Source organism: Streptomyces sp. CBMA291 (genome assembly GCF_014596525.1).
Classification (GTDB): domain Bacteria; phylum Actinomycetota; class Actinomycetes; order Streptomycetales; family Streptomycetaceae; genus Streptomyces.
This window is the reverse complement of sequence record NZ_MSJP01000045.1, coordinates 27998-48055: the sequence shown is the minus strand read 5'-3', so window position 1 is coordinate 48055 and position 20058 is coordinate 27998. Positions and strand designations below refer to the sequence as shown.

Annotated in this window: 20 protein-coding genes; 9 read left to right on the top strand and 11 right to left on the bottom strand. The window is 70.3% G+C overall.

Annotation, left to right across the window (positions count from 1 at the left end; genetic code table 11):
* Positions 1–15: 15 nt before the first annotated feature.
* Positions 16–1050, top strand: a complete 1035-nt coding sequence (locus BU197_RS30985) for an oxidoreductase (RefSeq protein WP_188268360.1) — start codon at positions 16–18, stop codon at positions 1048–1050.
* 69 nt (positions 1051–1119) lie between these two features.
* On the opposite strand, the gene BU197_RS12725 is transcribed toward BU197_RS30985, so the two are convergent.
* The 9 genes from BU197_RS12725 to BU197_RS12685 all read right to left on the bottom strand — a co-directional run bounded on the left by BU197_RS12725 (position 1120) and on the right by BU197_RS12685 (position 8605).
* Complete coding sequence (locus BU197_RS12725) at positions 1120–1458, bottom strand: metal-sulfur cluster assembly factor (RefSeq protein WP_188268359.1); 339 nt, start codon at positions 1456–1458, stop codon at positions 1120–1122.
* The gene (sufU, locus tag BU197_RS12720; RefSeq protein WP_188268358.1) at positions 1455–1925 is read right to left on the bottom strand and encodes a Fe-S cluster assembly sulfur transfer protein SufU; all 471 of its coding nucleotides are present in this window, start codon (positions 1923–1925) and stop codon (positions 1455–1457) included. The genes BU197_RS12725 and sufU overlap by 4 nt, the downstream gene beginning before the upstream one ends.
* An 11-nt stretch (positions 1926–1936) precedes the next feature.
* Positions 1937–3205 carry a cysteine desulfurase gene (locus tag BU197_RS12715; protein WP_188268357.1) on the bottom strand — a complete coding sequence of 423 codons (1269 nt, stop codon included), beginning with the start codon at positions 3203–3205 and terminating at the stop codon, positions 1937–1939.
* A complete protein-coding gene (sufC, locus tag BU197_RS12710) occupies positions 3202–3966 on the bottom strand; it encodes a Fe-S cluster assembly ATPase SufC (RefSeq protein WP_188268356.1) in 765 nt (254 codons plus the stop codon). Before sufC ends, BU197_RS12715 begins: the two co-directional genes overlap by 4 nt.
* Positions 3967–3973: 7 nt before the next feature.
* Positions 3974–4291, bottom strand: coding sequence for a bifunctional 3-phenylpropionate/cinnamic acid dioxygenase ferredoxin subunit (locus BU197_RS12705; RefSeq protein WP_188268355.1), 318 nt, complete (start codon positions 4289–4291; stop codon positions 3974–3976).
* Positions 4291–5481, bottom strand: coding sequence for a Fe-S cluster assembly protein SufD (sufD, locus tag BU197_RS12700; RefSeq protein WP_188268354.1), 1191 nt, complete (start codon positions 5479–5481; stop codon positions 4291–4293). The genes BU197_RS12705 and sufD overlap by 1 nt, the downstream gene beginning before the upstream one ends.
* A gap of 61 nt (positions 5482–5542) precedes the next feature.
* Positions 5543–6958 (bottom strand): Fe-S cluster assembly protein SufB, encoded by a 1416-nt coding sequence (gene sufB / locus BU197_RS12695; protein WP_188268353.1) that lies wholly within the window; start codon positions 6956–6958, stop codon positions 5543–5545.
* Positions 6955–7680, bottom strand: a complete 726-nt coding sequence (locus BU197_RS12690; RefSeq protein WP_188268352.1) for a helix-turn-helix transcriptional regulator — start codon at positions 7678–7680, stop codon at positions 6955–6957. Before BU197_RS12690 ends, sufB begins: the two co-directional genes overlap by 4 nt.
* Positions 7681–7783: 103 nt before the next feature.
* On the bottom strand, positions 7784–8605 hold the full coding sequence (locus BU197_RS12685; RefSeq protein WP_188268351.1) for a formate/nitrite transporter family protein: 822 nt from the start codon (positions 8603–8605) through the stop codon (positions 7784–7786).
* 110 nt (positions 8606–8715) lie between these two features.
* Here BU197_RS12685 and BU197_RS12680 point away from each other — a divergent pair, with 110 nt between their 5' ends.
* The 3 genes from BU197_RS12680 to BU197_RS12670 all read left to right on the top strand — a co-directional run bounded on the left by BU197_RS12680 (position 8716) and on the right by BU197_RS12670 (position 11460).
* Positions 8716–9654, top strand: coding sequence for an ABC transporter ATP-binding protein (locus tag BU197_RS12680; RefSeq protein WP_188268350.1), 939 nt, complete (start codon positions 8716–8718; stop codon positions 9652–9654).
* On the top strand, positions 9651–10418 hold the full coding sequence (locus BU197_RS12675; RefSeq protein WP_188268349.1) for an ABC transporter permease: 768 nt from the start codon (positions 9651–9653) through the stop codon (positions 10416–10418). Before BU197_RS12680 ends, BU197_RS12675 begins: the two co-directional genes overlap by 4 nt.
* Before the next feature lie 73 nt (positions 10419–10491).
* Complete coding sequence (locus tag BU197_RS12670; protein WP_317452071.1) at positions 10492–11460, top strand: COX15/CtaA family protein; 969 nt, start codon at positions 10492–10494, stop codon at positions 11458–11460.
* A gap of 168 nt (positions 11461–11628) precedes the next feature.
* Here BU197_RS12670 and BU197_RS12665 read toward each other — a convergent pair whose 3' ends face one another.
* Both BU197_RS12665 and BU197_RS12660 read right to left on the bottom strand, forming a co-directional pair.
* A complete protein-coding gene (locus BU197_RS12665) occupies positions 11629–11949 on the bottom strand; it encodes a hypothetical protein (protein ID WP_188268347.1) in 321 nt (106 codons plus the stop codon).
* Positions 11950–12072: 123 nt separating this feature from the next.
* Positions 12073–13020, bottom strand: a complete 948-nt coding sequence (locus BU197_RS12660; RefSeq protein ID WP_188268346.1) for a heme o synthase — start codon at positions 13018–13020, stop codon at positions 12073–12075.
* Positions 13021–13335: 315 nt separating this feature from the next.
* Here BU197_RS12660 and tkt point away from each other — a divergent pair, with 315 nt between their 5' ends.
* From tkt to pgl, 5 genes are read left to right on the top strand one after another with little or no spacing between them, the layout of a single operon-like run.
* Complete coding sequence (tkt, locus tag BU197_RS12655; RefSeq protein ID WP_188268345.1) at positions 13336–15423, top strand: transketolase; 2088 nt, start codon at positions 13336–13338, stop codon at positions 15421–15423.
* A 36-nt stretch (positions 15424–15459) separates the two neighbouring features.
* Positions 15460–16578, top strand: a complete 1119-nt coding sequence (tal, locus tag BU197_RS12650) for a transaldolase (RefSeq protein ID WP_188268344.1) — start codon at positions 15460–15462, stop codon at positions 16576–16578.
* 5 nt (positions 16579–16583) lie between these two features.
* Positions 16584–18116 (top strand): glucose-6-phosphate dehydrogenase, encoded by a 1533-nt coding sequence (gene zwf / locus BU197_RS12645; RefSeq protein ID WP_188268343.1) that lies wholly within the window; start codon positions 16584–16586, stop codon positions 18114–18116.
* Positions 18113–19231 (top strand): glucose-6-phosphate dehydrogenase assembly protein OpcA, encoded by a 1119-nt coding sequence (opcA, locus tag BU197_RS12640; protein ID WP_188268342.1) that lies wholly within the window; start codon positions 18113–18115, stop codon positions 19229–19231. Before zwf ends, opcA begins: the two co-directional genes overlap by 4 nt.
* Positions 19228–20013, top strand: a complete 786-nt coding sequence (pgl, locus tag BU197_RS12635) for a 6-phosphogluconolactonase (protein ID WP_188268341.1) — start codon at positions 19228–19230, stop codon at positions 20011–20013. The genes opcA and pgl overlap by 4 nt, the downstream gene beginning before the upstream one ends.
* The last annotated feature ends 45 nt before the right edge of the window (positions 20014–20058 follow it).

The window sequence follows — 20058 nt, the reverse complement described above, 5'->3', positions numbered from 1 at the left end:
GGTACGGTGTGCCGCATGACCATCCCCGCAGGGCCTCCGTACGGTTACGGATACCCCCCGCCCCCGCCGCCGAAGCCCGGCGTGATACCCCTGGCGCCGCTGGGTCTCAGCGAGATCCTCACCGGCGCCTTCGCCACGCTCGGCCGCTACTGGAAGCCGCTCCTCGGGGTGGCCGCGGCCGCGTATGCCGGTGCCTTCCTCGTCGTCGCCGCGGCGGCGGGCATCGCGTTCGCCGTGGTCGGCGGTCATCTCCGGGCGCTGTTCGACCTGTCCGACGACCAGAGCGCCGAGTGGGCCGACATGGGGCCCGTGCTCGGCGGGTTCTTCTTCGTCTGGGCCGTCGGGATGCTCGCGCTGCTGGGCGCCGCCACCCTGGTGGCGGCGGCTTGTCCGGTCGTCGTCCAGGAGGCGGTGCTCGGCCGCCCCGCGACCGTCCGGACGGTCTGGGGACGGACCTGGGCGCGGGTCCCGGCCGTCTTCGGCACCGGACTGCTGACCGGGCTGCTCCTGCTGGTCCCGTTCGCCCTGATGACGCTCGCCTTCGTCGCGACCCTGGTCACGGTGGCCGACGGCGACGACAGCTCGCCCGTCTGGCCGCTGCTCGCGGTGGGCGGGATCCTGGCGTTCGCCCCGGTGGCGGTCTGGCTCTGGACGAAGTTCGCCTTCGCCCCGGTGGTGGCGGTGATGGAGAAGCAGGGCGTGATCGCCTCGATGCGCCGCTCGTCCCACCTGGTCCGCGGCTCCTGGTGGCGCGTCTTCGGCTTCCTGCTGGCCGCCTCCGTACTGGCGTCGGTGATCACCGGGATCATCCAGCAGGCCCTCGGCGTGATCGCCGCGATCCCCATGGCGGTCAGCGATTTCGGCGGATCGGACACCCTGCCGCTCACCCCCCTGGTCGTCATCGGCCTGCTCGCCCTCGTCCAGGTACTCGTCCAGGGCCTGGCATCCCTCTTCCCGCCCCTGGTGACCAGCCTGCTCTACGTGGACCAGCGCATCCGCCGGGAGAACCTGGCGGCGGATCTGGCCCGCGCGGTGGAGACCCCCTACTGACCCGATCCGACCGGAGAACGCGGAACGGCCGTGCCCCGCGAGGGCACGGCCGTTCTCGTGTGGTCCGGCTCAGACGTTGAAGCCGAGCGCGCGCAGCTGCTCGCGCCCGTCGTCGGTGATCTTGTCCGGGCCCCACGGGGGCATCCAGACCCAGTTGATCTTCAGCTCGTTGACGATGCCGTCCGTCGCCGAGCGCGCCTGGTCCTCGATCACGTCGGTCAGCGGGCAGGCCGCCGACGTCAGCGTCATGTCCAGGGTGGCGACGTTCGCCTCGTCGATGTGGATGCCGTAGATCAGGCCCAGGTTGACGACGTCGATGCCCAGCTCGGGGTCGACGACGTCGTACAGCGCCTCGCGGACTTCTTCCTCGGAGGCCGGCTTCATGGTGGCCTCGGTGTTCTCGGTCATGCCGACTTCCTCACAGAGTTCGGGTCGTCCCCCAGCGCCTGGGCGGTCGCGTCCTTCCACGCCATCCAGCTGAGCAGCGCGCACTTCACCCGGGCGGGGTACTTGGAGACCCCGGCGAACGCGACCGCGTCCTCCAGGACCTCCTCCATCGCGTCGTCGGGCTCGATCTGTCCCTTGGACTGCATCAGTTCCAGGAACGCGGCCTGGATCTTCTGCGCCTCGGCCAGCTCCTTGCCCACGAGCAGCTCGTTGAGGACGGAGGCCGAGGCCTGGCTGATGGAGCAGCCCTGGCCCTCGTACGACACGTCCTCGACGCGCGAGCCGTCGTACTTCACGCGGAGCGTGATCTCGTCGCCGCACGTCGGGTTGACGTGGTGCACCTCGGCGTCGCCGTCCCGAAGACCGCGCCCGTGCGGGTGCTTGTAGTGGTCCAGGATGACGTCCTGGTACATCGAATCCAGCTTCACGAGCCCGTCCCCTAGCCGAAGAAGTTCCGTACGTGCTCCAGTCCCTCGACCAGGGCGTCGACCTCGGCCGGGGTGGAGTACAGATAGAAGGACGCTCGCGTGGTCGCGGGAATTCCGTACCGCAGACAGACCGGCCGCGCGCAGTGGTGGCCGACCCGGACCGCGATGCCCTGCTCGTCGAGGACCTGGCCCACGTCGTGCGGGTGGATGTCGCCGAGCGTGAAGGAGATCGCCGCGCCGCGGTCCTCGGCCGTGGTGGGGCCGATGATCCGCAGGTCCGGGACCTCCTGGAGGCGCCGGACGGCGTACTCGGTGATCGCGTGCTCGTGGCGCGCGATGTTCTCCATGCCGATGGCCGAGAGGTAGTCCACGGCCGCGCCGAGGCCGACGGCCTGGGCGATCGGGGGGGTGCCCGCCTCGAACTTGTGCGGGGCGGGCGCGTACGTCGAGGAGTGCATCGAGACGGTCTCGATCATCTCGCCGCCGCCGAGGAACGGGGGCAGGTCCTCCAGGAGTTCCTGCCGTCCCCACAGCACGCCGATGCCGGTCGGGCCGCACATCTTGTGGCCGGTGAAGGCCACGAAGTCGGCTTGGAGCGCCTGCACGTCCACGACCATGTGCGGGGCCGCCTGGGAGGCGTCGATGCAGACCAGCGCGCCGACCTCCTGGGCGCGGCGGATGATCGCCTCCACCGGGTTGACCGTGCCGAGCAGGTTGGAGACCAGCGTGAACGAGACGATCTTGGTCTTCTCGGTGATGACCTCCTCGATGTTCGAGAGGTCGAGACGCCCTTCGTCGGTGAGGCCGAACCACTTCAGCTTCGCGCCCGTGCGCTGCGAGAGCAGCTGCCACGGCACGATGTTGGAGTGGTGCTCCATCTCCGTGATGGCGATCTCGGTCTCGTGGTCCACCCGGTAGGGCTCGTCGGCCCAGCCCAGCATGTTGGCCACGAGGTTGAGCGACTCGGAGGCGTTCTTGGTGAAGATCACCTCGTCGCGGCTCGGCGCGTTGATGAAGGCCGCGACCTTGTCACGGGCGCCCTCGTAGAGCGCCGTCGCCTCCTCGGCCACCGTGTACACGCCGCGGTGGACGTTGGCGTTGTGACGCTCGTAGTACGTGTTGAGCGCGTCGAGGACCTGGCGCGGCTTCTGCGAGGTCGCCGCGGAGTCGAGGTACACGATCTTCTTGCCGTCGTGGACCACGCGATCCAGGAGCGGGAAGTCCTTGCGGATCGCCTCGGTGTCGAGGAGGCCGGAGAGCCCCTGATGGGCAGAAGTCACGCGGACGCGCCACCCTTCACGTACTTGTCGTAGCCCTCGTTCTCCAGCTGGTCGGCCAGCTCGGCGCCGCCGGACTCGACGATGCGGCCGTTCGCGAAGACGTGCACGAAGTCGGGCTTGATGTAGCGCAGGATCCGCGTGTAGTGGGTGATCAGCAGGGTGCCGACCTCGCCGGACTCGCGGACGCGGTTGACGCCCTCGGAGACGATGCGCAGCGCGTCGACGTCGAGACCGGAGTCGGTCTCGTCGAGGATCGCGATCTTCGGCTTGAGCAGTTCGAGCTGGAGGATCTCGTGGCGCTTCTTCTCACCGCCGGAGAAGCCCTCGTTGACGTTGCGCTCGGCGAAGGCCTGGTCCATCTGGAGCTGCTCCATCGCGGACTTGACCTCCTTCACCCAGGTGCGCAGCTTGGGGGCCTCGCCGCGGACGGCGGTGGCGGAGGTGCGCAGGAAGTTGGAGACCGAGACGCCGGGGACCTCGACCGGGTACTGCATGGCGAGGAAGACACCGGCGCGGGCGCGCTCGTCGACCGACATCTCCAGGACGTCCTCGCCGTCGAGGGTGACGGTGCCGCCGGTGATGGTGTACTTCGGGTGCCCGGCGAGGGAGTAGGCCAGGGTCGACTTGCCGGAGCCGTTGGGGCCCATGACGGCGTGCGTCTCGCCCTGCTTGATGGTCAGGTCGACGCCCTTGAGGATCTCGCGGGGGCCGTTCTCCGCCTCGACGGAGACGTGCAGGTCGTGGATTTCAAGCGTTGCCATGGGTGACTCAGGACTCCTGGGTGACGGAGACGAGCACATCGTCCCCTTCGATCTTTACGGGGTATACGGGGACGGGGCGCGTCGCGGGAAGGCCGGAGGGCTTTCCGGTGCGCAGGTCGAAGCTGGAGCCGTGCAGCCAGCACTCGATGGCGCAGTCCTCGACCTCGCCCTCGGAGAGGGAGACGTTCGCGTGGGAGCAGATGTCGTTGATGGCGAACACCTCGCCCTCGGTGCGTACGACCGACACCGGCGTGCCGTCGACCTCGACCCGCTTGGGGGTGTCGGTCTCCAGTTCGCTCAGCGCGCAGACTCGGACGAAGGCCATCAGACGGAGGCCTCCAGCTCGGCCTCGATCTTGGCGAGAAGTCGCTCCTGGACGTCCGGCAGACCGATCTGCTGGACGAGTTCCGCGAAGAAGCCGCGGACGACGAGGCGGCGGGCCTCGACCTCCGGGATGCCCCGGGACATGAGGTAGAAGAGCTGCTCGTCGTCGAAGCGGCCGGTGGCCGAGGCGTGACCGGCACCGGTGATCTCGCCGGTCTCGATCTCCAGGTTCGGCACGGAGTCGACCCGGGCGCCGTCCGTGAGGACCAGGTTCCGGTTGAGTTCGTAGGTGTCGGTGCCCTCGGCGGCGGCCTGGATGAGCACGTCGCCGATCCAGACGGCGTGCGCGCCCTGGCCCTGGAGCGCGCCCTTGTAGGCCACGTTGGACTTGCAGTGCGGGGTGTTGTGGTCGACCAGGAGGCGGTGCTCCTGGTGCTGCCCGGCGTCGGTGAAGTACAGGCCGAACAGCTCGGCCTCGCCGCCGGGGGCCGCGTACCGCACCCGGGGGTGGAGGCGGACGACGTCGCCGCCGAAGGTCACCACGACGGACTTGAAGGAGGCGTCGCGGCCGATCAGGGCGTTGTGCTGGGCGACGTGGACGGCGGTCTCGTCCCAGTCCTGGACGGAGACGACGGTGAGCTTGGCGCCGTCGCCGAGGACGTAGTCGATGTTGGCGGCGAGGACCGCGTCGCCGGTGTGGTCGATGACCACGACGGCTTCGGCGAAGGCGCCGAGTTCGATGACCTGGTGGCCGAAGGCGGTGCCGCCCTGGCCGTGCACGGCGATGCGGATCGGCTCGGCGAGGACGGCCTCCTTGGCGACGGTGACGACCGAGGCCTTCTCGAAGGAGGAGTACGCCTGGGCCGCGACGCGGTCGACGGGGACACCGGCCCTGCCGAGGCGCTCGTCCTCGCGGCCGACGGTCTCCACGGTGACGCCCTCGGGTGCCTCGATGTCGACCTTGACGCCCTCGCCGGAGGCGACGGCGGTGCCGTCGTGCAGGCCGCGGAGGCGGGCCAGCGGGGTGAACCGCCACTCCTCCTCGCGCCCGTGCGGGACGGGGAAGTCCGCGACGTCGAAGGACGGGGGCGCGCTCATGCGCGTGGCGACGGTGGACTCGGCCGCCACCGCGATCGCGCCGGCGGTGGTGGAGCCCGCCGGAGCGGGGGAGTTCTGCTGAGCGTCAGCCATGGCTGTCGTGTTGCTCTCTTCCTGCGTACGTGTGAGTCGGGCGCTGCGGGTGCGGTGGCGGTTAGCCGACCGCGCCTTCCATCTGCAACTCGATCAGCCGGTTGAGCTCCAGGGCGTACTCCATCGGGAGTTCCTTGGCGATGGGCTCGACGAAGCCGCGGACGATCATCGCCATGGCCTCGAACTCGGTGAGACCGCGGCTCATCAGGTAGAAGAGCTGGTCCTCGGAGACCTTGGAGACGGTGGCCTCATGGCCCATGGAGACGTCGTCCTCGCGCACGTCCACGTAGGGGTACGTGTCGGAGCGGGAGATGGTGTCGACGAGCAGCGCGTCGCAGAGCACGTTGGACTTGGCGCCCGGGGCACCCTCGCCGATCTCGATGAGACCGCGGTAGGAGGTGCGGCCGCCGCCTCGCGCCACCGACTTGGAGACGATGTTGGAGGAGGTGTTCGGGGCCAGGTGGACCATCTTGGCACCGGCGTCCTGGTGCTGGCCCTCGCCCGCGAAGGCGATGGAGAGGGTCTCGCCCTTGGCGTGCTCGCCCATCAGGTAGACGGCCGGGTACTTCATGGTGACCTTGGAGCCGATGTTGCCGTCGACCCACTCCATGGTGGCGCCCTCGTAGGCGACGGCGCGCTTGGTCACCAGGTTGTAGACGTTGTTCGACCAGTTCTGGATGGTCGTGTAGCGGCAGCGGCCGCCCTTCTTGACGATGATCTCGACGACGGCGCTGTGCAGCGAGTCCGAGGAGTAGATCGGGGCGGTGCAGCCCTCGACGTAGTGGACGTAGGCGTCCTCGTCGACGATGATCAGCGTCCGCTCGAACTGGCCCATGTTCTCCGTGTTGATACGGAAGTAGGCCTGGAGCGGGATCTCGACGTGCACGCCCTTCGGCACGTAGATGAACGATCCGCCGGACCAGACGGCGGTGTTCAGGGAGGCGAACTTGTTGTCGCCGACCGGGATGACGGTGCCGAAGTACTCCTTGAAGAGTTCCTCGTGCTCCTTCAGCGCGGTGTCGGTGTCGACGAAGATGACGCCCTGCTCCTCCAGGTCCTCGCGGATCTGGTGGTAGACGACCTCGGACTCGTACTGGGCGGCGACGCCGGCGACGAGGCGCTGCTTCTCGGCCTCGGGGATGCCGAGCTTGTCGTACGTGTTCTTGATGTCCTCCGGCAGGTCCTCCCAGGACTCGGCCTGCTTCTCGGTGGACCGCACGAAGTACTTGATGTTGTCGAAGTCGATGCCGGAGAGGTCGGAGCCCCAGGTCGGCATGGGCTTCTTGCCGAAGAGACGCAGACCCTTGAGACGCAGCTTCAGCATCCACTCGGGCTCGTTCTTCTTCGAGGAGATGTCGCGGACGACGTCCTCGTTGAGACCGCGCTTGGCGGTGGCACCGGCGGTGTCGGAGTCGGCCCAGCCGTACTCGTACCGACCCAGGCCCTCGAGCTCGGGGTGGCTGATCTCGGTGGTCATGCGGGGTTCCTCCCGGCCGTGCTTGCGGATGCTGATTCGGTGGTCTGTGGGGTGCCGTGCGGGATGAACGTGGTGCAGACGCCGTCACCATGCGCGATGGTGGCCAGGCGCTGGACGTGCGTTCCCAGGAGGCGGGAGAAGAACTCCGTCTCCGCCTCGCACAGCTGCGGGTACTGCTCGGCGACATGGGCGACCGGGCAGTGGTGCTGGCAGAGCTGCTCGCCGACCGGCGCGTTCCGCGCAGTGGCAGCGTACCCGTCCGCCGTCAAGGCCTTGGCCAACGCCTCGGCCCGTCGGGCGGGCTCGGCCGCCTCGACGGCCTCGCGGTAGGAGCCGGCCTGCGACTCGATCCGGTCACGGGCGAAGGCGGCCACGGCCGCTTCCCCGCCGGCGTTCCGCTCGATCCAGCGGATCGCCTCGACGGCCAGCGAGTCGTACGACTGGTCGAAGGCGTCCCGGCCGTAGTCGGTGAGCGCGAAGACCTTCGCGGGGCGCCCCCGGGTGCGGGTGCCGTAGACGCGCTTCTCGCGGGCCTCCACGACATTGTCGGCGACCAGCGAGTCGAGGTGGCGGCGGACCGCCGCCTGGGTGAGGCCGAGGCGCTCGGCCAGGTCGGCGACGGTCGACGGGCCGTGGTCCAGGATCGACCGCGCGACCCGGTTGCGCGTCGAGCGCTCCCTGGTCGCGAGTTCCTCCACCGGAGCCTCGCCCACGTTTTTCACAACGCCATTGTTGCGTAATTAATCTCGGCCTGACAAGCCGCGCTGGTCACACCCCCGGTGCCGTGCGTCACTCAGGTAAGGCTTACCTGACCTGCGTAAACGATCATTCATGGGATGAATCAGAGGCCCCCGCCGTACCTTCCGCCCCCTCCGCCCCCTCCTCGGCAGGGCGCCCCGTGAACCAGTACGCGCAGGCCACGAGCGCGCCACCGCCCACGATGTTCCCCGGCACGGTGAAGAGCAGATTGCGCCCCAGATCGCCGAAGCCCGCCGTCCCGTCCATGATCGCCAGCGCGAACAGCGCCATGTTCGCCACACAGTGCTCGAAACCCACCGCCACGAACACCAGCACCGGCAGCCACAGCGCCAGGACCTTCGCCCCGTCACCCCTGACCCGGTGGAACATCCACACCCCGAGGCACACCAGCAGATTGCAGAGCACCGCCCGCCAGAACAGCTGCCCGCCCGCCAGCGCCTCCTTCCCCGCCACCAGCTCCGCCAGCATCGCCTTCGCCGAGGGCTCCGCCAGTACCCCCGAGGCATGCGCCATCGCCCCGAGGACAAAAGTTCCCACCAGGTTCCCGCCGAGCGAGAGCCCCCAGCTCGCCACCAGGTCCCGCACCCCCGTCCGCCCCGCCAGCGCACCCAGCAGCATCACCATGACGTTGCTGGTGAACAGCTGCGCCCCGGCGACCATCACGATCGTCAGCGCGACCGGGAAGACCGCCCCCTCGACCAGCCGCGTCGCCGCCGACCCCTCGGCCACGAACGGCGACACGGCGACGAGCAGCAGCACCTCGCCGATCCCTATGTACACACCCGCCAGCACCGCCGACACCGCGTACCGTCCGGGCCGCTCCAGATCGCGCGCCTTGTGCGCCGCCTGGCCGACCGTCTCCCGCAGGTTCTCCGCCACACTGATCACACCGCGACGCTATGCCCGCCCGGATCGGCGAAACGCACGGAAAAGTCCTCATTCCAAGGACTCGGGCCCCGCGCCGGAAGGACCTTCGCCCCCTCTCTAGACTTCCCCTCATGCGCGGGACCCAGAACAACGAGTCCGTCGTCCAGGTCCACGGCCTGGTCAAGCGATACGGAACCAAGACCGCGGTCGACGGCCTCGACCTCGACGTGCGGGCGGCCACCGTCACCGCCGTCCTCGGCCCCAACGGAGCCGGCAAGACCACCACCATCGAGACCTGCGAGGGATACCGCAGGCCCGACGGCGGCACCGTCCGCGTCCTCGGGCTCGACCCGGTCGCCGACGCCGCCGCCCTGCGCCCCCGGATCGGCGTCATGCTCCAGTCCGGCGGCGTCTACTCCGGCGCCCGCGCCGACGAGATGCTCCGCCACATGGCGAAGCTCCACGCCCACCCGCTGGACGTCGACGCCCTCGCCGAACGCCTCGGCCTCGGCTCCTGCGGCCGGACCGCCTACCGGCGCCTCTCCGGCGGCCAGCAGCAGCGCCTCGCGCTCGCCATGGCCGTCGTCGGCCGCCCCGAGCTGGTCTTCCTCGACGAGCCGACCGCCGGACTCGACCCGCAGGCCCGCCGCGCCACCTGGGACCTCGTCCGCGAGCTGCGCGCCGACGGCGTGAGCGTCGTCCTCACCACCCACTTCATGCAGGAGGCCGAGGAACTCGCCGACGACGTCGCCATCGTCGACGCCGGCCGGGTCGTCGCCCAGGGCAGCCCCGAGCAGCTGTGCCGGGGCGGCGCCGAGAACACCCTGCGCTTCACCGGCCGCCCCGGGCTCGACCTGGACTCCCTCCTCAAGGCCCTCCCCGACGGCTCGGCCGCCGCCGAACCGCTGCCGGGCACGTACCGGATCACCGGCGCCATCGACCCCCAGCTGCTCGCCACGGTCACCAGCTGGTGCGCCCAGCACGGCGTCATGCCCGACGGCATCTCCGTCGAGCGCCACACCCTGGAAGACGTCTTCCTGGAACTGACGGGCAAGGAACTGCGCGCATGAGCACTGGTACGTACGCCCCGAAGCCGGGCGCCGCCCCCGTCGGCCGGATGATCGCGGCACAGACGGCGCTGGAGACCCGCATGCTGCTGCGCAACGGCGAGCAGCTGCTCCTCACCGTGATCATCCCCTCGCTGCTCCTGGTGCTCTTCTCCACGGTCGACATCGTCGACACCGGCGCCGACAAGGCCGTCGACTTCCTCGCGCCGGGCGTCCTCGCGCTCGCCGTCCTGTCGACCGCCTTCACCGGCCAGGCCATCGCCACCGGCTTCGAGCGGCGGTACGGGGTGCTCAAGCGCCTCGGCGCCTCACCGCTCCCCCGCTGGGCCCTGATGAGCGCCAAGACGCTCTCCGTCCTGGTCACCGAGATCCTCCAGATCGTCCTCCTGACGGCGATCGCCCTGGCCCTCGGCTGGTCCCCGCACGGCAACCCGGCCGCCGTCCTGCTGCTGCTCGTCCTCGGCACCGCCGCCTTCTCCGGCCTCGGCCTGCTGATGGCCGGCACCCTGAAGGCGGAGGCCACCCTGGCCGCCGCCAACCTGGTCTTCCTGCTGCTCCTGGTGGGCGGCGGGGTGATCGTCCCGCTGGCGAAGTTCCCCGACGCGGCCCGCACGGTACTGGAGCTGCTGCCGATCTCGGCCCTCTCCGACGGGCTGCGCGCCGTCCTCCAGGACGGCGCCGCACTGCCCTGGGGCGACGCGCTGACCCTCGCCGTCTGGGCGGTCCTGGGGCTCGGCGCGGCGGCGAGGTTCTTCCGCTGGGAGTAGTCGGGGCACCCCAGAGGGTGACGTTTCCCGACAAGGCACCCCTCGTGAAACCGTGCACAAGCACCGGCCTACGATAGGGGCCGTGCTGACCCCCCTCGCCTATATCGCCCAGCGCTGGACCCCGTCCCCCCGGACGCTCCGGCGCGCCGCGCTCTCCGCCGTCGTGATGAGCGTGGCCATCATCGTCACGGGTGGCGCGGTCCGGCTGACCGGTTCCGGCCTCGGCTGCGACACCTGGCCCAAGTGCACGGCAGACAGCCTGATCGTCACCCCCGAACAGGGCTATCGGGGTGCCATCGAGTTCGGCAACCGGATGCTGACCTACGTCCTGTCGGCCGCGGTCGGCTGGTCGATCGTCGCCACCCGGTCGGCCAAGCCGTGGCGGCGCGGCCTCACCCGGCTCGGCTGGGCCCAGTTCTGGATCGTGATGAGCAACGCCGTCATCGGCGGCATCACCGTCTGGATGGGCCTCAACCCGTGGACCGTCGCCGGTCACTTCCTCGCCGCGAACGCCCTGCTCACGGTCGCCCTCGTCACCTGGCACCGGACCGGCGAGGGCGACACGCCGCCCCGCCCGCGCGTCCCGCGCCCGGTGCGCAAGCTCTCCTGGGCGATCACGGGCGCCGCCGCCCTCCTCATCGTGCTCGGCACGACGGTGACCGGTGCGGGCAAGCACGCCGGTGACAGCAGCGACGTCCCGCGCATGCGGTGGGACTGGACGGACGCGGCCCACGTGCACGCCATCGCCGCCTGGCTGCTCTGCGCCCTCGCGATCGCGATGTGGCTGGTGCTCCGGGTGGTCGACGCCCCGCTGGACATCCGGGCCCGCGCCCGCGAACTGCTGATCGTGCTGGTGCTCCAGGGCGCCGTGGGCTACGTCCAGTACTTCACGGGCGTGCCCGAGCTTCTGGTCGGCCTGCACATGCTCGGCTCGTGCCTGATGTGGATCGCGGTGCTGCGGCTCGTCCTGAGCACGCGCGAGCGTCCCCCGCTCACCGCCGACGCCCCGGCCCGGCAGGACCCGGAGCTGGCGAAGGCCTGACCTTCCCCGAAGGCCCGGCCTTCCCGCGTACGACGGGGCCCCACCCTTCCCGGGTGGGGCCCCGTCACGCGTTTCCGGTACGGCGCCGCGGCGAAGGACCGGGCCCGGGCACCGCGGCGCGGGACCGCCCAGGCAACGCGGCGAAGGGCCGAGGCGAGGGGGCCTGGCTCAGCGGTCGGACGGGCCGCCGAGCTGAATTCCGGCCATCCTGGTCCACTCGTACGGACCGGTGACGACCTTGGCGGCGAACTCCCCGTCGAACTCCTCGTGGAGCGTCAGACCGGCCTTCTCGGCCGCCTGCCGGGCGATCTCGTACGTCGGGGCGACCAGATCGCCCCAGCCGCCGTCGGTGCCGACGAGCACGATCCGGGTGCCCGCCTGGCCGATGTGCGCGAGGTGTCCCTCGGAGCCGCCGTGCTGCCGGGCGAAGGCCTGGATCTCCTTGGCGAGCTTGGCCGCCCTGCGCTCTGCCTGCTTCGTTTCTGCCATGACAGCGATGCTACCGACGCGTAGATCCACTGACGACGGCCGGGCCACGTGGCTTGTGCCACGTGACCCGGCCGTCGACCGGAGCGCTCTCGCGAGCGGTCCCCCGGGAAGTACCAGGGCGTCCTAGCGGAGGAAGGGGTCCACCGCGACCGCCACGAAGAGCAGCGACACATAGGTGATGGACCAGTGGAAGAGGCGCATCTCCTTGAGCTTCGCGCCGGTCACCTCGGCCTTGGCCCGGTTGAGCAGCGCGTGCGCCTCCCAGAGCCACCAGCCGCCGGTGAGCAGCGCCACGGACTCGTAGAACCAGCCGGTGTAGCCCAGCGGGGTGAGCAGCAGCGAGACGGCGACCATCACCCAGCTGTAGAGGACGATCTGCTTGGCCACGACCTTGTTCGAGGCGAGGACGGGCAGCATCGGCACGCCCGCGCGGGCGTAGTCGTCCTTCACCTTCATCGACAGCGGCCAGTAGTGCGGCGGCGTCCAGAAGAAGATGACGAGGAAGAGGATGACCGCGGCCCAGGACATCGAGTTGGTCACGGAGGACCAGCCGATGAGGACCGGCAGACAGCCCGCGATGCCGCCCCAGACGATGTTCTGCGCGGTGCGCCGCTTCAGGATCATCGTGTAGACGACGACGTAGAAGAGGAGCGCGCCGAGCGAGAGCGCCGCCGACAGCCAGTTGACGAGCAGGCCGAACCAGAGCGTGGAGACCACCGCGAGGGAGAGGCCGAAGACCAGGCCCTCGCGCGGGGTGAGCACGCCGGTGACCAGCGGACGCTGCGCGGTGCGGTGCATCAGCGCGTCGATGTCGCGGTCGATGTACATGTTCAGCGCGTTGGCGCCGCCCGCCGACAGATAGCCGCCGAAGCAGGTGGCGAGCACCAGCCAGAGGTCGGGCACCCCCTGCTCGGCGAGGAACATCACCGGAACGGTGGTGATGAGCAGCAGCTCGATGATCCGCGGCTTGGTCAGCGCAACGAATGCCTTGACGCGGGCCCCGAACGGCCGATGGGCCCCCGGGCTGGGAGTCAAGACGACCCCTGCGGGTCGGGACTCGACGGCCGTCACGCACACCCCTGACAGAGAAATTCCCAGCAAGCTCCCCGAATGAAAAAAGAGTGAAGCTTGCGCGTACCACGCCACTGTAGACGTTGCCCAGACGCCGGTCTTCGCGGGGGTGGGGTCGTGTTGAGGGGGTGTGTCCCAAGGGGTGGACAGCCTGCGGAAAAAGGAAGTCACACGGTCGGACGCACCATTGCGCCATCCACCTGCTCCTAGTGCGCGCATTCGAAAAGAGCGACGTTCCCTCAGGGGTAGGCTCGACACTGCCGGTGCATCCTCAGTCACCGGCTTCATACATGTGGAGAGGAGCCCTGACCCAGGGTGAGCATTCAGCCGACCACCACAGACCTCGAGTGGACCGACATCGACCAGCGGGCCGTCGACACCGCCCGCGTCCTGGCCGCGGACGCCGTACAGAAGGTCGGCAACGGCCATCCTGGTACGGCGATGAGCCTCGCGCCCGCCGCGTACACCCTTTTCCAGAAGGTGATGCGGCACGACCCGGCCGACCCCGAGTGGGTCGGGCGGGACCGGTTCGTTCTCTCCGCCGGGCACTCGTCCCTGACCCTCTACACCCAGCTGTACCTGGGTGGCTTCGGTCTCGAACTGGACGACCTGAAGGCGTTCCGCACCTGGGGTTCGAAGACCCCGGGGCACCCGGAGTACGGTCACACCGCCGGTGTGGAGACCACCACGGGCCCGCTGGGCCAGGGTGTCGCCAACGCCGTGGGCATGGCGATGGCCGCCCGCTACGAGCGTGGCCTGTTCGACCCGGAGGCCGCCCCCGGCACGTCTCCGTTCGACCACCGGATCTACGCGATCGCCGGTGACGGCTGCCTCCAGGAGGGCATCTCCGCGGAGGCGTCCTCGCTCGCGGGGCACCAGAAGCTCGGCAATCTGATCCTGCTGTGGGACGACAACCACATCTCGATCGAGGGCGACACCGAGACCGCCGTGTCCGAGGACACGATGAAGCGGTACGAGGCGTACGGCTGGCACGTCCAGCGCGTCGAGCCGCAGGCCAGCGGCGACCTGGACCCGGCGGCGCTGTACGCGGCGATCCGGGCGGCCGAGGCCGAGACGGAGCGCCCGTCGTTCATCGCGATGCGCTCGATCATCGCCTGGCCCGCGCCGAACGCGCAGAACACCGAGGCCTCGCACGGCTCGGCGCTCGGCGACGAGGAGATCGCGGCCACCAAGCGCGTCCTGGGCTTCGACCCGGAGCAGACCTTCGAGGTCTCCGACGAGGTCATCGCGCACACCCGGGCGCTCGGCGACCGCGGCCGCGAGGCCCGCGTCGCCTGGGAGAAGTCGCTCGCCGAGTGGCGTACGGCCAACCCGGAGCGGGCGGCCGAGTTCGACCGCATCCAGGCCAACGAGCTGCCGGCCGGCTGGGCGCAGACCCTCCCGGTCTTCGAGACCGGCAAGAGCGTCGCGACCCGTGCCGCCTCCGGCAAGGTCCTCCAGGCACTCGGCGCGGTCATCCCCGAGCTGTGGGGCGGCTCCGCCGACCTGGCCGGCTCGAACAACACCACGATCGACAAGGGCTCCTCGTTCCTCCCCGAGGGCAACCCGCTGCCGGAGGCCGACCCGTACGGCCGCACGATCCACTTCGGCATCCGCGAGCACTCGATGGCCGCCGAGATGAACGGCATCGCGCTGCACGGCAACACGCGGATCTACGGCGGCACCTTCCTGGTGTTCTCCGACTACATGCGCAACGCGGTGCGGCTCTCCGCGCTGATGCACCTGCCGGTGACGTACGTCTGGACCCACGACTCGATCGGTCTGGGCGAGGACGGCCCGACGCACCAGCCGGTGGAGCACCTGGCCTCGCTGCGCGCGATCCCCGGTCTGAACGTGGTCCGTCCGGCCGACGCCAACGAGACGGCGATCGTCTGGCGCGAGATCACCCAGCGGCACACCCGGGCCTTCGGCAAGGGCGCCCCGCACGGTCTGGCGCTCACCCGTCAGGGCGTGCCGACGTACGCGCCGAACGAGGACACCGTCAAGGGCGGCTACGTGCTGTTCGAGGCCGAGGGCGGCGCCCCCGAGGTCGTGCTGATCGGCACGGGCTCCGAGGTGCACCTGGCCGTGGAGGCGCGCGAGCGGCTCCAGGCGGCGGGCGTCCCGACCCGGGTCGTCTCGATGCCCTCCGTGGAGTGGTTCGAGGAGCAGGACCAGGCGTACAAGGACGCGGTCCTGCCGCCGTCGGTGAAGGCGCGTGTGGCGGTCGAGGCCGGTATCGGTCTGACCTGGCACAAGTACGTCGGCGACGCGGGCCGGATCGTCTCGCTTGAGCACTTCGGCGCCTCCGCCGACGCCAAGGTCCTTTTCCGCGAGTTCGGTTTCACGCCGGAGGCGATCGTCGCCGCCGCCCGGGAATCGATCGCGGCCTCCGCGCGCTGACGCGGATACGTACGACTCATTGGAGATGCAATTCCCATGACAGACGCTCTCAAGCGCCTCTCCGACGAAGGCGTCGCGATCTGGCTGGACGACCTGTCGCGCAAGCGGATCACGTCCGGCAACCTGGCCGAGCTGATCGACCAGTCGCACGTGGTCGGTGTCACCACCAACCCGTCGATCTTCCAGAAGGCCATCTCGTCGGGCGACGGGTACGAGCAGCAGCTCGCCGACCTGGCCGCCCGCAAGGTGACGGTCGACGAGGCCATCCGCATGATCACGACGGCGGACGTCCGTGACGCGGCCGACATCCTGCGGCCGGTCTTCGACGCGACGGACGGCCAGGACGGCCGGGTGTCCATCGAGGTGGACCCGCGGCTCGCCCACGAGACGACCGCGACCATCGCCGAGGCCAAGCAGCTGGCCTGGCTGGTGGACCGCCCCAACACCCTCATCAAGATCCCGGCCACCAAGGCGGGCCTGCCGGCGATCACCGAGGTCATCGGCCTCGGCATCAGCGTCAACGTGACGCTGATCTTCTCGCTGGAGCGCTACCGCGCGGTCATGGACGCCTACCTGGCGGGTCTGGAGAAGGCCCGCGAGCGCGGCCTGGACCTCTCCGAGATCCACTCGGTGGCGTCCTTCTTCGTGTCCCGCGTGGACACGGAGATCGACAAGCGCCTGGACGGCATCGGCACCGACGAGGCCAAGGCCCTCAAGGGCAAGGCCGCGCTGGCCAACGCGCGTCTGGCGTACGAGGCGTACGAGGAGGTCTTCTCCTCGGAGCGCTGGGCCGTCCTCGACAAGGCGCACGCCAACAAGCAGCGTCCGCTGTGGGCCTCGACCGGCGTGAAGGACCCCGCGTACAAGGACACCCTGTACGTCGTGGACCTGGTCGCCCCCGGCACGGTCAACACCATGCCGGAGGGCACCCTGGAGGCCACCGCCGACCACGGCGAGGTCTCCGGCGACACCGTGCGCGGCACCTACGAGCAGTCGCGCGCCGAGCTGGCGGCCGTCGAGAAGCTGGGCATCGGCTACGACGAGGTCGTGCAGCTCCTGGAGGACGAGGGCGTCGAGAAGTTCGAGGCGGCCTGGAACGACCTGCTCACCTCGACCGAGGCGGAGCTCCGTCGCCTCGCCCCTTCGGAGGCGTGAACCCTGTGAGCACCGTCCACGGAGCCAATCCGCTCCGTGACGCCGCAGACCGACGGCTCCCGCGCATCGCGGGGCCGTCGGGCCTGGTGATCTTCGGCGTCACGGGGGATTTGTCCCGTAAGAAGCTGATGCCCGCCGTCTACGATCTGGCCAACCGGGGGCTGCTGCCGCCGGGCTTCTCGCTCATCGGCTTCGCCCGTCGCGAGTGGCAGAACGAGGACTTCGCGCAGGAGGTCCACGACGCCGTCGAGCAGCACGCGCGCACCCCGTTCCGCGAGGAGGTGTGGCAGCAGCTGATCCAGGGCATGCGGTTCGTCCAGGGCGACTTCGACGACGACGTGGCCTTCGACCAGCTGAAGTCCACCATCGAGGAGCTGGACAAGGCGCAGGGCACCGGCGGCAACTTCGCCTTCTACCTGTCGGTCCCGCCGAAGTTCTTCCCCAAGGTCGTCCAGCAGCTCAAGAAGCACGGGCTCGCCGACCAGAAGAACGGCTCCTGGCGCCGCGCGGTCATCGAGAAGCCCTTCGGGCACGACCTGGCCTCCGCCAAGGAGCTGAACGAGGTCGTCCACGAGGTCTTCCCGCCGCACGAGGTCTTCCGGATCGACCACTACCTCGGCAAGGAGACCGTCCAGAACATCCTGGCGCTCCGCTTCGCCAACACCCTCTTCGAGCCGATCTGGAACCGGTCGTACGTCGACCACGTGCAGATCACCATGGCCGAGGACATCGGCATCGGCGGCCGTGCCGGGTACTACGACGGCATCGGCGCCGCCCGTGACGTCATCCAGAACCACCTGCTCCAGCTGCTCGCGCTGACCGCGATGGAGGAGCCCGCCTCCTTCGACGCCGACGCGCTGGCCGCCGAGAAGACCAAGGTCCTCGGCGCGGTGAAGCTCCCCAAGGACCTGGGCGAGTCCACCGTGCGGGGCCAGTACGCGGCCGGGTGGCAGGGCGGCGAGAAGGCCGTCGGCTACCTCCAGGAAGACGGCATCGACCCCGAGTCGAAGACCGACACCTACGCGGCCATCAAGCTGGAGATCGACAACCGGCGCTGGGCCGGCGTCCCGTTCTACCTGCGCACCGGCAAGCGCCTCGGCCGCCGGGTCACGGAGATCGCGGTCGTCTTCCAGCGCGCCCCGCACTCCCCCTTCGACCACACCGCGACCGAGGAACTCGGCCGCAACGCCATCGTCATCCGGGTCCAGCCGGACGAGGGCGTCACGGTGCGGTTCGGCTCCAAGGTGCCCGGCACCCAGATGGAGATCCGGGACGTGTCGATGGACTTCGCGTACGGCGAGTCCTTCACCGAGTCCAGCCCGGAGGCGTACGAGCGGCTCATCCTCGACGTCCTGCTCGGCGACTCCAACCTCTTCCCGCGCGTCGAGGAGGTCGAGCTGTCCTGGAAGATCCTCGACCCGATCGAGCGGTTCTGGGACCGGCACGGCAAGCCCGCGCAGTACCAGTCCGGGACCTGGGGTCCGGTCGAGGCGGACGAGATGCTCGCACGAGACGGACGGAGCTGGCGCAGGCCATGAAGACCGACCTGACGGACACCACGTCCTCGAAGATCAACAAGGCGCTGGTGCTCGGGCGGCGGGCGATCGGCACGCCGGCCGTCGGCATGGTGCTCACCCTCGTCATCGTCACCGACGAGGAGAACGCCTACGACGCGCTGAAGGCCGCGAACGAGGCGTCCCGCGAGCACCCCTCGCGGACCCTCGTCGTCATCAAGCGGGTCTCGCGCTCCCCACGCGACCGCTCCCAGGCACGGCTCGACGCCGAGGTCCGCCTCGGCGCCGACGCCAGCACCGGCGAGACGGTCGTCCTGCGGCTCTACGGCGAGGTCGTCGACCACGCCCAGTCGGTCGTCCTGCCGCTGCTGCTTCCGGACGCGCCCGTCGTCGTCTGGTGGCCGGTGAACGCGCCGACCGACCCGGCGAACGACCCGCTGGGCGCCCTCGCCCAGCGCCGGGTGACCGACACGTACTCCGCCGAGCAGCCCATCGAGGAGCTGACCGCCCGCGCGGACACCTACACCCCGGGCGACACCGACCTCTCGTGGACCCGGATCACCCCGTGGCGCTCGATGCTGGCCGCCGCGCTCGACCAGGTCGTGTGCGAGGTCACCGCCGCCGAGGTGGAGGGCGAGGAGTTCAACCCCAGCGTCGAACTGCTCGCCATGTGGCTCACGGACCGGCTGAAGGTCCCGGTGCGGCGCACCAGGTCGGCGGGCCCCGGTCTCACCTCCGTACGGATGGAGACCGACTCGGGCCCGATCGTCCTCGACCGGCCGGACGGTTCGCTCGCCACGCTCTCCATCCAGGGGCAGCCCGACCGTGCCGTGGCGCTCAAGCGCCGCGAGACGGCCGAGCTGATCGCGGAGGAGCTGCGCAGGCTCGACCCGGACGACACCTACGCGACGGCGCTGCGGATCGGCATCGGACAGCTCGACGAGCGGGCGGCCGTGACCGCGCCCGAGCCGCCGGTTCCGGCGGACCTCTCGTCGGAACCGGCCCCGTCCGAGCCGGTCTCGTCGGACCTCGCGGCGGAGCCGGTCGCGGATTCCGTGCCCGGGTCCGGGCAGTCGGCCGCCCCGGCGGCGAAGCCCGCCGCGAAGAAGGTCCCGGCCAAGAAGGCGGCGGCCAAGTGACCAGCACCCCTCAGCTGGTCGTCCACCGCGACAAGGAGCTGATGGCCGAGGCGGCCGCCGCCCGGCTGATCACGAAGATCGTCGACGCGCAGGCCTCCCGGGGTTCCGCATCGGTGGTGCTGACCGGTGGGCGCAACGGCAACGGGCTGCTCGCGGCGCTCGGCACGGCGCCCGCCCGGGACGCGGTCGACTGGTCGCGGCTCGATCTGTGGTGGGGTGACGAGCGCTATCTGCCCGAGGGCGACCCCGAGCGGAACGTCACCCAGGCCCGTGCGGCCCTGCTCGACGGGGTGCCGCTCGACCCCGCGCGGGTGCACGCCATGCCCGCTTCGGACGGGCCGTACGGCTCCGACGTGGACGCGGCCGCGGCCGCGTACGCGGCGGAGCTGGCCGCCGCCGCGGGTCCCGGCGAGCACGGCGGGGTCCCGGCCTTCGACGTGCTGATGCTGGGTGTCGGCCCCGACACCCATGTGGCCTCGCTCTTTCCCGAGCTGCCCGCGGTCCGCGAGACCGAGCGCACGGTGGTCGGGGTGCACGGTGCGCCCAAGCCGCCGCCGACCCGGGTCTCCCTGACCCTTCCGGCGATCCGGGCGGCCAAGGAGGTCTGGCTGCTCGCGGCGGGCGAGGACAAGGCGAAGGCGGCGGCGATCGCGCTGTCCGGCGCGGGCGAGGTGCAGGCCCCGGCGGCGGGCGCCCGCGGCCGCTCGCGCACCCTGTGGCTGCTCGACGCGGCGGCGGCCTCGGAACTCCCGAGGAGCCTCTACCCGCCGGCGTCGGCCTGATCCCACGGTCGGGCACCGCTGCCTGACACCACTGCCCGATCCCGC